Here is a 12,974-nt window from a genome sequence, read left to right as displayed (position 1 = left end):
GAGTGCCTATGAAACCTGAAAAACCTAAAAAACTAGGTTTTAGGAAAATTTACCTCAACCTAGATAAAGTTCTCTTCCTCTTTTTCTTAATTTTCATGATGGTGGAATATCTGTGGTTACCTCTCAATTCTTTTCTTGCTGGTCTTTTACTCAGCCAGACGGGATATTTGTTTATTTCTTACAATAATATTTTTGCCATTATCACGAGTTCTCCTTTAATCAGTCTGGCCTTTCTCGTCTTGATTGTAATCAATCTTTTGGTGGCCTATTTCCAGATTTGTCTCCTCTTTATTGGGGCGCGTCACCTTCTATACCACGAAAAGAGAACCTTGATTGAGTACAGTCGCAAAGTTTTCCAGCAAAGTTTTCTGTTCATGAAACGCTTGAGCTTCTGCAAGATGGCTTTTCTATTCTTCTACGTAGCCATGCTCTTTCCTTTCATCAGGAAAATTTTAAAAATTTATTACTTAAATAAAATCGTTATTCCAGACTTTATCGTGACTTATCTGGAAGACAAGCACTGGCTAGTGGGCTTGATGATTTTTGCCTCTGCTTGGATTTTGCTCTATGTGTCTGTCCGACTCATGTTTACCCTTCCGAAGATTCTCTTTGAAAAGAGGACTGTGAGAGAAGGAGTAAAATATAGCCTACAAAAGACAAAAAAACAAGTTCTCTTTTATGCTTGGAACTTGCTACTCATTATTATTAAAACCTATCTCTTTTTCTTCCTTCTCTTGACTCCCTTGCTAATAGGACAGATTGTAATTGACAATTTAACACAGAAAGAATCACTGATTCTTGGAGTTATCAACTTTGTCTTGATAAAAAACATCCACTATATGGCCTTGACTTATTTCCTTGTTAAGTTTGTCTCCTTTTTGACAGGTGAGGAACTGGAGATTATGCCAAGAAGAAAAAAAGATCATTTGATGAGATGGGGAGTTATGGGCTGCGCTAGTATCTTTTTTGCGCTGGAAGGTTATATCTATCTGGAAGCTCCTGTGACAAATACCCCTTTAGTCATTTCACATAGGGGCGTTTCAAACAAAAATGGTGTACAAAACACTGTACAGTCTTTGGAAAAAACAGCGCAACTGAAACCAGATTTGATTGAAATGGATGTACAGGAGACCAAAGATGGTCAGTTTGTGATGATGCATGACGCCAATCTTAAGAACTTAGCAGGTATCAATGCCAGACCTCAAGACTTGACTTTGGAGGAGTTGACAGGGTTAGATATTTCTGAAAATGGCTATCGAACCAAAATATCTAGTTTTGATGACTATCTCAATCGCGCGAATGAACTTCATCAAAGATTGTTGATTGAAATCAAAACCAGTAAAAAAGACAGTCCACAAATGATGGAACGTTTTCTAGAGAAGTATGGAACAATTATCAAGCAGTATGGTCATCAGATGCAATCACTAGACTATCATGTGATTGACCAAGTTTTGAAATATGATTCGACTATTCCAGCTTATTTCATCTTGCCTTATAATAGTATTTTCCCAAAAACCAAGGCAACTGGCTATACCATGGAGTATTCAACATTGGATGAATATTTTGTTACTAAACTTTGGTATACAGAACAAAAGCTTTACGTATGGACCATCAATAGCTCTGACGCACTTGATAAATCGTTGCAGTTGTCAGTGGATGGGATGATTACAGATGACATGGAGATGCTACAGGAGACTTTAGCAGCAGCTCAGGAAGATCCAGAATACACCGATCTCCTTTTGAAAAAAGCTACGGAGTTCTTTAATTTCTAACATAGAAAAAAGGAGAAGTGAACCTTCCTCCTTTTTCTGTAGGTGATTAGAATGGTAATTTTCCAGCGAAAGCACCTAGTTTTTTCTTAGTCGTTTCGTTGATTTGTTCTAGAGCAGAGTTGATGGCTTGAACGGTCATATCAGACAAGGTTTCTAGGTCTTCTGGATCTACAACTGCTGGACTGAAGTCAATGCTGACCACCTTTTTGTCTCCAGTTAAGGTCGCTTGAACAAGGTCTTGAGCAGACTTTCCAACAAATTGCATAGCAGCGAGTTCTGCTTGACTTTGTTCCATTTGTTTTTGAAGTTTTTGTGCTTGGCGCATCATGTTTTGCATGTTCATCATAGTGATTTACAGTTCCCTTTTTCTATTATTTTCTTTTTTATTTTATCAATTTTAGGAGTAAAAGTCTATTATTAGTTTAAAGCTAAATTTCAAATTCAAGTTAGTCAGCAAGCAGTCTTCTCTGGGAGACTTGTAGTCCAAGCATTTTTTAGGATAGTTGTTGATCCAATTTTCGATGAAGGCGACTTCTTTAGGAGTCGTTTTCTTGGTTCCTTTAGGCAACCATCTACGAATGAACCTGTTGTGATTTTCATTGGTTCCCCTTTCCCAAGAGGCATAGGGGTGTTGCGCATAGTAGATATGCTCCTTAGAAAACACATCAGACAAGCGGTTGAATTCGGCTCCATTATCTGCCGTGATGGAAAGAATTTTGTATTGTCTTAAGATGAGTTTTAGAGCCTGATTGACGGACTCAGCGCTTTTATTGGGAATCAATCGGATAATTTGGTGTCTGCTCCTTTGATTCGTCAAGACCAGGAGACAGTGGTTTTTCGCTCTTGTGAGTAAAACCGTATCAATCTCGTAGTGCCCATTCTCCAATCGAAGATTGATAACCTTGGGACGCTGTTCAATGGATTGACCAGCAGGTTTAAAGTTGAGGCTAGCTTGTTTCTTGACAGTTTTTCCTTTTCTAGGATAAAGTAGATTCTGTTTGGTCAATCCTAATTTTCCATGATGAATCTAGTGGTAGATGGTAGAAATTCCCACTGTAACGCCCTTAGACTTGACCATCATTTCAGGAGACAACTTTTGGTTATAATAGTGGAGGATCTTTACCGAAAAAGACCTACTATCCAGTAGCCCCCTACTGTACTAGTCCTTTTTTAGCTTATCTATGGTATAATAGAAGGTAGATTTATCAATTGGAGTATGAAGGATTTTATGATTAAACTTGTAGCAACCGATATGGATGGAACCTTTCTAGATGGAGAGGGTCGGTTTGATATGGAACGCCTCAAAAACTTGCTTGTTTCCTACAAGGAAAAGGGGATTTATTTTGCTGTGGCTTCAGGTCGCGGTATCTTGTCGCTGAAAAAGCTGTTTGCGGATGTACGTGATGAAGTGATTTTTATAGCTGAAAATGGGAGCTATGTTGAGTTTCATGGAGAGGATATGTACGAGGCTACTATGTCTCGGGATTTTTACTTGAGCACTTTTGAAGCTTTAAAGAAATCGCCCTATTTTGATGAAAACAAAATGCTCTTGACTGGGAAAGAAGCTTGTTACGTATTAGATACAGTGGATGAGACCTATCTCATGTTTAGTCGTCACTACAATGAAAATATTCAAAAAGTAGCGAGTTTGGAAGATATCACGGATGAGATTTTTAAATTCACCACCAACTTTACAGAAGATACGATAGAAGCTGGAGAGGCCTGGGTCAATGAAAACGTTCCTGGTGTGAAAGCCATGACCACAGGTTTTGAATCCATCGATATTGTCTTGGACTATGTTGATAAGGGTGTGGCTATTGTTGAGCTGGCAAAAAAACTGAATCTGACCATGGATCAGGTTATGGCGTTTGGCGATAATCTTAATGACCTTCATATGATGCAGGTTGTGGGGCATCCAATCGCTCCTGAAAATGCGCGACCAGAGATTTTAGAATTAGCAGAGACAGTGATTGGCCACCATAAGGACCAGTCAGTGATGGCTTATATGGAGGGCTTGTAATGGCAGTTATTAAATTGATTGCATTGGACTTAGATGGCACCTTGCTGACAACGGATAAAAAGCTGACAGATCGAACTAAGGCGGTCCTCAAAGCTGCGCGTGACCGTGGCATCAAGGTCGTACTGACAACGGGACGTCCTCTAAAGGCTATGGATTTCTTTCTCCATGAGCTAGGTACTGACGGTCAGGAGGATGAGTACACCATCACCTTTAATGGTGGTCTGGTGCAGAAAAACACGGGAGAGATTCTCGATAAAACAGTCTTTTCAATCGATGATGTTTCACGATTATACGAGGAAACTGAAAAACTCGGACTTCCGTTAGATGCCATTTCAGAAGGAACAGTTTATCAAATCCAGTCTGACCAAGAAAGTATCTATGCTAAGTTCAATCCAGCCCTGACCTTCGTACCTGTCGCTTTTGAAGATCTATCTAGTCAGATGACGTATAATAAATGTGTAACTGCCTTTGCCAAAGAACCTTTGGATGCAGCGATTCAACAGATTTCTCCAGAATTGTTTGACCAATATGAAATCTTCAAATCGCGTGAAATGCTATTGGAATGGTCACCGAAGAACGTCCACAAGGCAACAGGTTTAGCAAAATTAATTAAACACTTGGGAATCGATCAAAGTCAAGTCATGGCTTGTGGTGACGAGGCCAATGACCTTTCTATGATTGAGTGGGCAGGTCTAGGAGTTGCCATGCAAAATGCAGTTCCAGCGGTTAAGGAAGTTGCCAATGTGATTACCCCGATGACCAACGACGAGGAAGCCGTTGCCTGGGCTATCGAAGAATACGTGCTAAAGGAGAACTAAAATATGGGATTATTTGACCGTCTATTCGGAAAAAAAGAAGAGCCGAAAATCGAAGATATTGTAAAAGAAGCACTGGAAAATCTTGATTTGTCAGAAGAGGTTGAAGAAAACCAAACGGCAGTCGAAGAAACTTCTCAGGAAGAGACAACAAGAGAAAAAGTGGAAGAAACACCAGCTCAAGAAGAAATTCCTAAGATCTCAACAGAAGAAGTTATTGAACCAGAAGCAGTCGAGGAAACTGCTCAGGAAGAGCTTGAGCTAGAATCTGATGAATTGGAACAATTCCAAGAGCCTGAAGAAGTTTTAGAAGAAGAGAGCCAAGAAACTGAAGAAGAACTAGCGTCAGAAGTAGTAGAAGAAGAACTTCCTCAGGTTGAGGAAACCGTTCAGGAAAAATATGACCGCAGTCTAAAGAAAACCCGTACGGGATTCGGAGCTCGTTTGAATGCCTTCTTTGCCAACTTCCGTTCTGTCGATGAAGAATTCTTCGAGGAATTGGAAGAACTGCTCATCATGAGCGATGTCGGTGTGCAAGTTGCTTCAAATTTAACAGAAGAACTACGCTATGAAGCCAAATTAGAAAACGCTAAGAAGCCTGACGCACTTCGTCGTGTCATTATCGAGAAATTGGTTGAACTCTATGAGAAGGATGGCAACTACGATGAACAAATCCATTTCCAAGATGGTTTGACAGTCATGCTCTTTGTCGGAGTCAATGGTGTTGGGAAAACAACTTCTATCGGGAAATTGGCTCATCGCTACAAACAAGCTGGCAAGAAAGTCATGTTGGTTGCGGCAGATACCTTCCGTGCTGGAGCCGTTGCCCAGCTAGTAGAATGGGGCCGTCGTGTGGATGTTCCTGTTGTGACGGGGCCTGAAAAAGCTGATCCAGCAAGTGTGGTCTTTGATGGGATGGAACGTGCTGTAGCAGAAGGAATTGATATTCTCATGATTGATACAGCAGGTCGTCTGCAAAACAAGGACAACCTTATGGCCGAGTTGGAAAAGATTGGCCGTATTATCAAGCGTGTCGTTCCTGAAGCACCCCATGAAACCTTCCTGGCACTTGATGCTTCAACTGGACAGAATGCCTTAGTACAAGCTAAAGAATTTTCGAAAATTACCCCTGTTACCGGTATTGTATTGACTAAGATTGATGGAACTGCTCGAGGTGGTGTTGTTCTGGCTATCCGCGAAGAACTTAATATCCCTGTAAAATTGATTGGTTTCGGTGAAAAAATCGATGATATTGGGGAATTTAACTCAGAAAACTTTATGAAAGGTCTCTTAGAAGGTTTGATTTAATACAAAATAAATATCCTGCAAGTCAATCTTGCAGGATATTTTTGCTATTCTAAACGGCCATCTTCACGATAGGCGATATCTGGTTGCCAGGTCCATTCGGCTCCATACTTCTCAAGTAAGTCAAAACTAGCTTGAGGTCCCATGCTTCCAGCTTTATAGTCATGAAGTGGAGCACCGTTTTCAGCCCAGAGCTCTTCGATACGGTCAATCAATTTCCATGAAGCACTTACCTCATCCCAGTGGCTAAAGTTGGTAGAGTTGTTGTTCAAGACATCGTAGATTAATTTCTCGTATGGCTCTGGTGAGGCTCCAGTAGCAGTAGCATCTGTACGGTAATCCAGAGAGCTTGGAGCCAGGTTAAACTCTTCACCGACTTGCTTCCCATTTAGGCTGAGAGAGAAGCCTTCAGTTGGTTGGATATAGATGGTCAGGATATTTGGCGCCAAAGGCTCACCGAAGATAGAGTCCATTTGCTTAAAGACGATATTGACGTGAGTTCCTTTTTCAGTCAGACGTTTCCCTGTTCGGAAGAAGAAAGGAACACCACGGAAGCGATCGCTGTCTACAAAGAAGGCACCAGATGCAAAGGTTTCTGTTGTAGATTCAGGATCGACATTTGGCTCGCTACGATAGGAAATGTATTTCATGCCATCGATTTTACCAGAGCGATATTGACCACGGATAAACTGTTCTTTCAATTCTTCCTCAGTTGGATGATAGAGGTTTTTAAAGACCTTAATCTTTTCAGCACGAATCTCATCTTTTGTAAAACTAGCTGGTTTGTCCATGGCTAGAAGAGAGAGAAGTTGTAGAGTATGGTTTTGCACCATATCACGGAGGGCACCAGATTCATCATAGTAGCCGCCGCGTTCTTCAACACCTAAGCGTTCCGCAAAGGTAATTTGAACATTATCGATGTGTTCGCGATTCCAAACATTCTCAAAGATCATGTTGGCAAAACGAACCGCAAAGATACTTTGAATCATCTCTTTACCTAGGTAATGGTCAATTCGGTAGATTTGCTCCTCATCAAAGGCTGCAAGGAGATCTTCATTGAGTTTGCTTGCTGTTTCGTAGTCTGTACCAAATGGTTTCTCAACGATCAAGCGCTCAAAACCTTTGCCATCTACAATGTTTTCAGATTTTAGGTGCTTTGCAATGGTCCCAAAGAACTGAGGTGCCATAGACAAGAAGAAGAGCTTATTGTGTTCAGCTTGGTATTTTTCATTCAGCTCAGCTTGTAATTGACGCAAAGCAATGTAATGTTCCGTATCATTCACATCATGGCTTTGATAGTAGAAGTGGCTAGCAAATTCTTGGGCTTGCTCGGTACTATCTGCCAAATCAAGGATGGACTCGACAACTACAGATTCAAAATATTCCTTACTCCAAGGTCTACGAGCTGTTCCGATGACTGCAAAATGCTCAGAAAGATTGCCTGATTTATAGAGTCTGAAAAGGGAAGGGTAGAGTTTGCGTTTAGCTAAGTCTCCACTCGCACCGAAAATTGTAACAATAACCTTTGATGACATCTAGCTACCTAATTTCTATATTTTTTCCTAGTCGGACTAGGGATGAGATTTCCTCATTGTCATAGTTTTTATTTTATCATAATTTTCAAAAAAATCAAAAAATCCAATACGCAATTAAAAAACTGCAAGGAAAACCTTACAGTTTTGTTTTATACGTTTAAGACCTTGTCCAAGAACTCTTTCAGACGAGGGTGTTGCGGATTGTCAAAGATTTGATCTGGAGTTCCATCTTCCAGGAATTCACCATCAGCCGTAAAGATAACACGGTTGGCCACCTGACGAGCAAATCCCATCTCATGAGTTACGATAATCATGGTCATGCCTTGTTCCGCCAATTCCTTCATAACATTCAGTACATCTCCAACCATTTCAGGGTCCAGAGCTGAAGTTGGCTCATCAAAGAGCATGATATCAGGATTCATGGCAAGTCCACGAGCGATAGCTACACGTTGTTTCTGACCACCTGAAAGGCTATCTGGATTAGCCTTAGCTTTGTCCGCAAGGCCGACTTTCTCCAGCAGTTCCATTCCCAATTTCTCAGCTTCTTCTTTGGTCATCCGTTTGTGCTCAATAGGTGCAAAAGTGATATTCTCTAGGACGGACATGTGAGGGAAGAGATTGAAATGTTGGAAAACCATTCCGACGTTCTCGCGAACATGGTCGACATTGGTTGATTTTTCAGTCAAATCATAACCATTTACTGTAATGTGACCACTCGTTACCTCCTCGAGAAGGTTAAGGCTACGTAGGAAAGTGGATTTACCAGAACCAGAAGGACCGATGATACAGACAACATCACCTTCATAGAATTTAGTAGTAATGCCTTTTAAAACTTCGTTTTTTCCATAATACTTATGCAAATCATTTACATCAATTTTTAGTTTTGCCATTAACGAATCCTCTTTTCTAAGCGTTTCGCTAGTCTAGTCAAAAGCGTGATAATTACAAGATAGAAGATAGCAAGGATTGCATACATCTTGAAACTTTGGTAGTTACGGGCGATGATAATCTTACCAGTTTGGAAAAGTTCCACCAAACCGATAGCAGATACGATGGTTGTATCTTTAAGAGCGATAACGAATTGGTTAACGAAGTTTGGCAACATCAATTTAGTCGCTTGTGGCAAGATAATCTTACGCATGGTTTTTCCATAAGAGATACCAAGACTGCGACTGGCCTCCATTTGTCCAACTGGAACAGCTTGAATCCCACCACGAACGATTTCAGCGATATAAGCAGCAGCATTGAGTGAGAGGGCAATAGTACCAGCTACAAAGTCATTGATTGGACTTTGTTGGCCTGTAATGGACTCGATGAAGTTTGGAATTCCCCAGAAGATGAAGGCAGCAAGGATCATCAAAGGAATTCCTCGAATAACGTCAACGAAAATCTCAGAGATAAGACGAAGAGATTTGTATGGGCTAACGCTAAACATACCAAAGATAATCCCAATTACAATGGCGATTGCAAATGAAATAAGGGCTAAAGCAAGTGTGATTCCAAGTCCACTAAGGAGTTGTTTGTAGTTGTTTTGAAGCAAGCCCCAGATGGTTGTTTCGTCAACCGTACTTGTAGAAGTAGTTGTTGCTCCGCTAGCCAGATACTTGTCGAGAATTTTTTGAAATTCACCGTTTGCTTTGAGGTTGGCAAGCCCCTTATTGAACATTTGAATCAATTCAGGGTTTGTTCCTTTTTTAACGGCAAAGGCTGTTTCACCGATTGGAGTTCCAGCGATTGGTGTTTTCAATTTTTGCCCTTGGCTGATAGAATATTTGAGAACGGGCTCATCATCCATCACGGCATCGATAGCTCCAGTGTTGAGACTGTCATACATAGATGCGCCATCTGAAAAGGTTTTAATCTTGTAGCCGTATTTGCTTTGATTTTCAGTTAGAAACGTTTGAGAGGCAGTTCCGTTTTTTACACCAACTGTCTTATCCTTGAGATCTTCATAAGAAGCAATGGTACTGGATTCTTTTACACCGAGAATCGTATTAGCAGTGTAGTAGGAATCAGAGAAATCAAATGTAGCTTTACGAGCGTCCGTAACAGACATACCAGCGATGATACCGTCTGCTTGTCCGGCCTGAACAGCACTGATCGCTGCGTCAAAGCCTGGGTTAGTAATCTCAATTTCAAATCCTTGATCTTTGGCAATAGCCTTGATCAAGTCCATGTCAATACCAGTGTACTCGTTGTTTGAATTTTGAAATACAAAAGGTGCAAAAGATGAATCACTGGCAATAACATACTTAGGTTTAACTGTGTCAGCTTTTACTACTCCTAATGAGAAAATGGGAAATAAAATTAGCAAAAATGCTAGGATTTTTTTCTTCATTTTAAGTCTCCTTTCCGAATATTTTCCCATTATATCAGAAAAAAGAAGAAAAGGCAAATTTTAAGGATTTCTATGTTAGAAGATATAACATACAAACCCTTTATTTCTTTCTTGAATTACCACTACAAAGTGCTATAATAATAGAAGAAATGAGGGCGGGAACATGAAGAATAAAAGAATATTTAAAGACTTCCAATCTTCCCAAATGAGTTTAAATATTTACACAAGTCCTTTGTTAGCCTTTGTTTTTGTCTTTATAGGAGAGTTTGTTGCATATACTTTGTATGGTATTAGCTTGTTAGCTCTCATCGGGCTTGCTAGAAATTTTGGAGAGGCTGGTCAAAATCTTGCAACCTACTTGCAGACCTTGCAGGAGAGCTTGACGGATAAAACAAGTGACTTTCGTTTAATTTTAGAATTGCTGGCCTTTGGTTTTATTCTCAACACTGTATTCAGATGGACTAGAAAAATTGAGAAAAGACCTATTCGAACCTTGGGATTTTATAGAGAGAATTTCCTCAGCAATCTTCTTAAAGGATTTGGTCTAGGTTTGGCACTTTTTCTTCTGACCTTGTTAGGTTTGGTGGGCTTAGGGCAATATCGTTTGGAGTCCATTCACTTGAATCCTTATTCGCTTACCTTTGTTGTCTTTACTATCCCATTTTGGATTTTACAGGGGACAGCAGAAGAAGTGGTATCCCGTGCATGGCTCCTTCCTCAATTAGCCTTAAGAACCAATCTAAAACTTGCTGTTGTCATATCTAGCATATTTTTTACCCTGCTTCATATGGGGAATTCTGGTTTAACACCTCTATCTCTAGTGAATCTTTTTTTATTCGGGGTTGCCATGGCTCTTTACCTTCTCAAAACCGATACAGTTTGGGGTGTTGCAGGTATTCATGGGGCTTGGAATTTTGCTCAAGGAAATCTCTTTGGGATTTTAGTTAGTGGACAACCATCAGGAACGTCTCTAATGACCTTTTTACCACAAGGCAATCAAGGATGGCTATCAGGTGGTTCTTTTGGCATAGAAGGTTCTATCATGACAAGTCTGGTATTGCTACTGCTGATTGTCTATCTCGCTTATCAATTAAAGAAAGAAAATGAAAGGATGTGACTTGGGTCTGTCCTTTTCTTCGTGAAAATGCTACAAGTATGCTAAAATAGGAATAGCACATCGAGAGAGGATTCTTATGATCAATCGCATTACAGACAATCAATTTAAACTAGTATCAAAATACCAACCTTCAGGGGACCAACCTCAAGCCATCGAGCAGTTGGTTGATAATATCGAGGGTGGAGAAAAAGCACAGATTCTGATGGGTGCGACAGGTACTGGGAAGACTTATACCATGAGTCAGGTCATTTCCAAAGTCAATAAACCCACTCTGGTCATTGCTCACAATAAGACTCTGGCAGGTCAGCTCTATGGAGAATTTAAGGAATTTTTCCCTGAAAATGCTGTTGAGTACTTCGTATCCTACTATGATTATTACCAACCAGAGGCCTATGTACCTTCTAGCGATACCTACATTGAGAAGGACAGTTCTGTTAATGACGAGATTGACAAACTCCGCCACTCAGCGACTTCAGCCCTTCTGGAGCGTAATGATGTCATCGTTGTAGCTTCTGTCTCTTGTATCTATGGTCTGGGTTCGCCAAAGGAATACGCTGATAGTGTTGTTAGTCTCCGTCCAGGCCTTGAGATTTCTCGTGATAAACTTCTGAATGACTTGGTTGATATCCAGTTTGAACGCAATGATATTGATTTCCAACGGGGAAGATTTCGTGTACGTGGGGATGTGGTGGAGATTTTCCCAGCTTCCCGTGATGAACACGCTTTTCGAGTAGAGTTCTTCGGAGATGAAATTGACCGTATCCGAGAAGTTGAGGCTCTGACGGGTCAGGTATTAGGAGAAGTGGATCATCTGGCGATTTTTCCTGCTACTCACTTTGTGACCAATGACGATCACATGGAAGTTGCCATTGCCAAGATTCAGGCCGAGTTGGAGGAGCAGTTAGCTGTCTTTGAGAAGGAAGGTAAACTGCTAGAAGCCCAGCGTTTGAAACAGCGGACAGAGTATGATATTGAGATGTTACGTGAGATGGGTTATACAAATGGAGTTGAGAACTACTCTCGTCACATGGATGGTCGTAGTGAAGGAGAACCTCCTTATACGCTTCTCGATTTCTTCCCTGATGATTTCTTGATCATGATTGATGAAAGTCATATGACCATGGGGCAAATCAAGGGCATGTACAATGGAGACCGTTCGCGTAAGGAAATGCTGGTTAATTATGGTTTCCGTTTGCCGTCTGCCTTAGACAATCGTCCTCTTCGTCGTGAGGAGTTTGAAAGCCATGTGCACCAGATTGTTTACGTTTCAGCGACACCTGGTGACTATGAAAATGAACAGACCGAGACAGTGATTGAGCAAATCATTCGTCCGACAGGTCTTTTGGATCCTGAAGTGGAAGTCCGACCAACTATGGGACAGATTGATGACCTCCTAGGTGAAATCAATGCCCGTGTTGAAAAGAGCGAACGAACCTTTATCACAACCTTGACCAAGAAAATGGCAGAGGACTTAACTGACTACTTCAAAGAAATGGGCATCAAGGTCAAGTACATGCACTCGGATATCAAAACCTTGGAGCGGACAGAGATTATCCGTGACCTACGCTTGGGTGTTTTTGATGTCTTGGTCGGAATCAACCTGCTCCGTGAAGGGATTGACGTGCCTGAAGTAAGTTTGGTTGCTATTCTAGATGCTGATAAGGAAGGCTTCCTACGTAACGAACGTGGTCTCATCCAGACTATTGGACGTGCTGCTCGTAACAGCGAAGGGCATGTTATCATGTATGCGGATACGATGACCCAGTCTATGCAACGTGCTATCGATGAAACAGCTCGTCGTCGGAAAATCCAGATGGCTTATAATGAAGAACATGGTATTGTGCCACAAACTATTAAGAAGGAAATCCGTGACCTAATCGCCGTAACCAAGGCAGTTGCCAAGGAAGAGGACAAGGAAGTCGATATCAACAGCCTCAACAAACAAGAACGCAAAGAACTCGTCAAGAAACTGGAAAAACAAATGCAAGAAGCCGTCGAAGTGCTTGACTTTGAACTTGCTGCCCAAATTCGTGATATGATGTTGGAAGTGAAGGCGTTGGGGTAGTGAAGGA

At 41.0% G+C, this 12,974-nt stretch carries 10 protein-coding genes and 1 pseudogene; 6 read left to right on the top strand and 5 right to left on the bottom strand.

Features of this window, described 5'->3' with window-relative positions:
* Nucleotides 1-8: 8 nt before the first annotated feature.
* Nucleotides 9-1,772, top strand: a complete 1,764-nt coding sequence (locus tag GOM48_RS05585; RefSeq protein WP_235096382.1) for a glycerophosphoryl diester phosphodiesterase membrane domain-containing protein — start codon at nucleotides 9-11, stop codon at nucleotides 1,770-1,772.
* A 46-nt stretch (nucleotides 1,773-1,818) separates the two neighbouring features.
* Here GOM48_RS05585 and GOM48_RS05580 read toward each other — a convergent pair whose 3' ends face one another.
* Entirely contained in the window at nucleotides 1,819-2,118 is a 300-nt protein-coding gene (locus GOM48_RS05580) for a YbaB/EbfC family nucleoid-associated protein (RefSeq protein WP_235096381.1), read from the bottom strand.
* 51 nt (nucleotides 2,119-2,169) lie between these two features.
* A pseudogene (locus GOM48_RS05575) lies at nucleotides 2,170-2,895 on the bottom strand (IS30 family transposase); the annotation flags it as partial.
* Nucleotides 2,896-3,000: 105 nt separating this feature from the next.
* On the opposite strand from GOM48_RS05575, the gene GOM48_RS05570 reads away from it, so the two are divergent.
* The 3 genes from GOM48_RS05570 to ftsY are packed head-to-tail and all read left to right on the top strand — an operon-like array spanning nucleotide 3,001 to nucleotide 5,915.
* Nucleotides 3,001-3,792, top strand: coding sequence for a Cof-type HAD-IIB family hydrolase (locus tag GOM48_RS05570; RefSeq protein WP_235096380.1), 792 nt, complete (start codon nucleotides 3,001-3,003; stop codon nucleotides 3,790-3,792).
* Nucleotides 3,792-4,610 carry a Cof-type HAD-IIB family hydrolase gene (locus GOM48_RS05565; protein ID WP_235096379.1) on the top strand — a complete coding sequence of 273 codons (819 nt, stop codon included), beginning with the start codon at nucleotides 3,792-3,794 and terminating at the stop codon, nucleotides 4,608-4,610. The genes GOM48_RS05570 and GOM48_RS05565 overlap by 1 nt, the downstream gene beginning before the upstream one ends.
* 3 nt (nucleotides 4,611-4,613) lie before the next feature.
* Nucleotides 4,614-5,915 carry a signal recognition particle-docking protein FtsY gene (gene ftsY, locus GOM48_RS05560; RefSeq protein WP_235096378.1) on the top strand — a complete coding sequence of 434 codons (1,302 nt, stop codon included), beginning with the start codon at nucleotides 4,614-4,616 and terminating at the stop codon, nucleotides 5,913-5,915.
* 44 nt (nucleotides 5,916-5,959) lie between these two features.
* On the opposite strand, the gene zwf is transcribed toward ftsY, so the two are convergent.
* From zwf to GOM48_RS05545, 3 genes are all read right to left on the bottom strand, one after another.
* Entirely contained in the window at nucleotides 5,960-7,447 is a 1,488-nt protein-coding gene (zwf, locus tag GOM48_RS05555; RefSeq protein ID WP_235096377.1) for a glucose-6-phosphate dehydrogenase, read from the bottom strand.
* A 149-nt stretch (nucleotides 7,448-7,596) separates the two neighbouring features.
* The gene (locus GOM48_RS05550; protein ID WP_001096336.1) at nucleotides 7,597-8,337 is read right to left on the bottom strand and encodes an amino acid ABC transporter ATP-binding protein; all 741 of its coding nucleotides are present in this window, start codon (nucleotides 8,335-8,337) and stop codon (nucleotides 7,597-7,599) included.
* The gene (locus tag GOM48_RS05545; RefSeq protein WP_084925819.1) at nucleotides 8,337-9,785 is read right to left on the bottom strand and encodes an amino acid ABC transporter substrate-binding protein/permease; all 1,449 of its coding nucleotides are present in this window, start codon (nucleotides 9,783-9,785) and stop codon (nucleotides 8,337-8,339) included. Before GOM48_RS05545 ends, GOM48_RS05550 begins: the two co-directional genes overlap by 1 nt.
* A gap of 163 nt (nucleotides 9,786-9,948) precedes the next feature.
* On the opposite strand from GOM48_RS05545, the gene GOM48_RS05540 reads away from it, so the two are divergent.
* Entirely contained in the window at nucleotides 9,949-10,902 is a 954-nt protein-coding gene (locus GOM48_RS05540; protein WP_235096376.1) for a CPBP family intramembrane glutamic endopeptidase, read from the top strand.
* 76 nt (nucleotides 10,903-10,978) lie between these two features.
* On the top strand, nucleotides 10,979-12,967 hold the full coding sequence (gene uvrB / locus GOM48_RS05535) for an excinuclease ABC subunit UvrB (protein WP_235096375.1): 1,989 nt from the start codon (nucleotides 10,979-10,981) through the stop codon (nucleotides 12,965-12,967).
* Nucleotides 12,968-12,974: the final 7 nt, after the last annotated feature.

This window comes from Streptococcus oralis (assembly GCF_021497885.1).
Classification (GTDB): domain Bacteria; phylum Bacillota; class Bacilli; order Lactobacillales; family Streptococcaceae; genus Streptococcus; species Streptococcus oralis_BQ.
The sequence above is the reverse complement of the archived record's forward strand: the minus strand, read 5'-3'. Positions and strand labels throughout refer to the sequence as shown.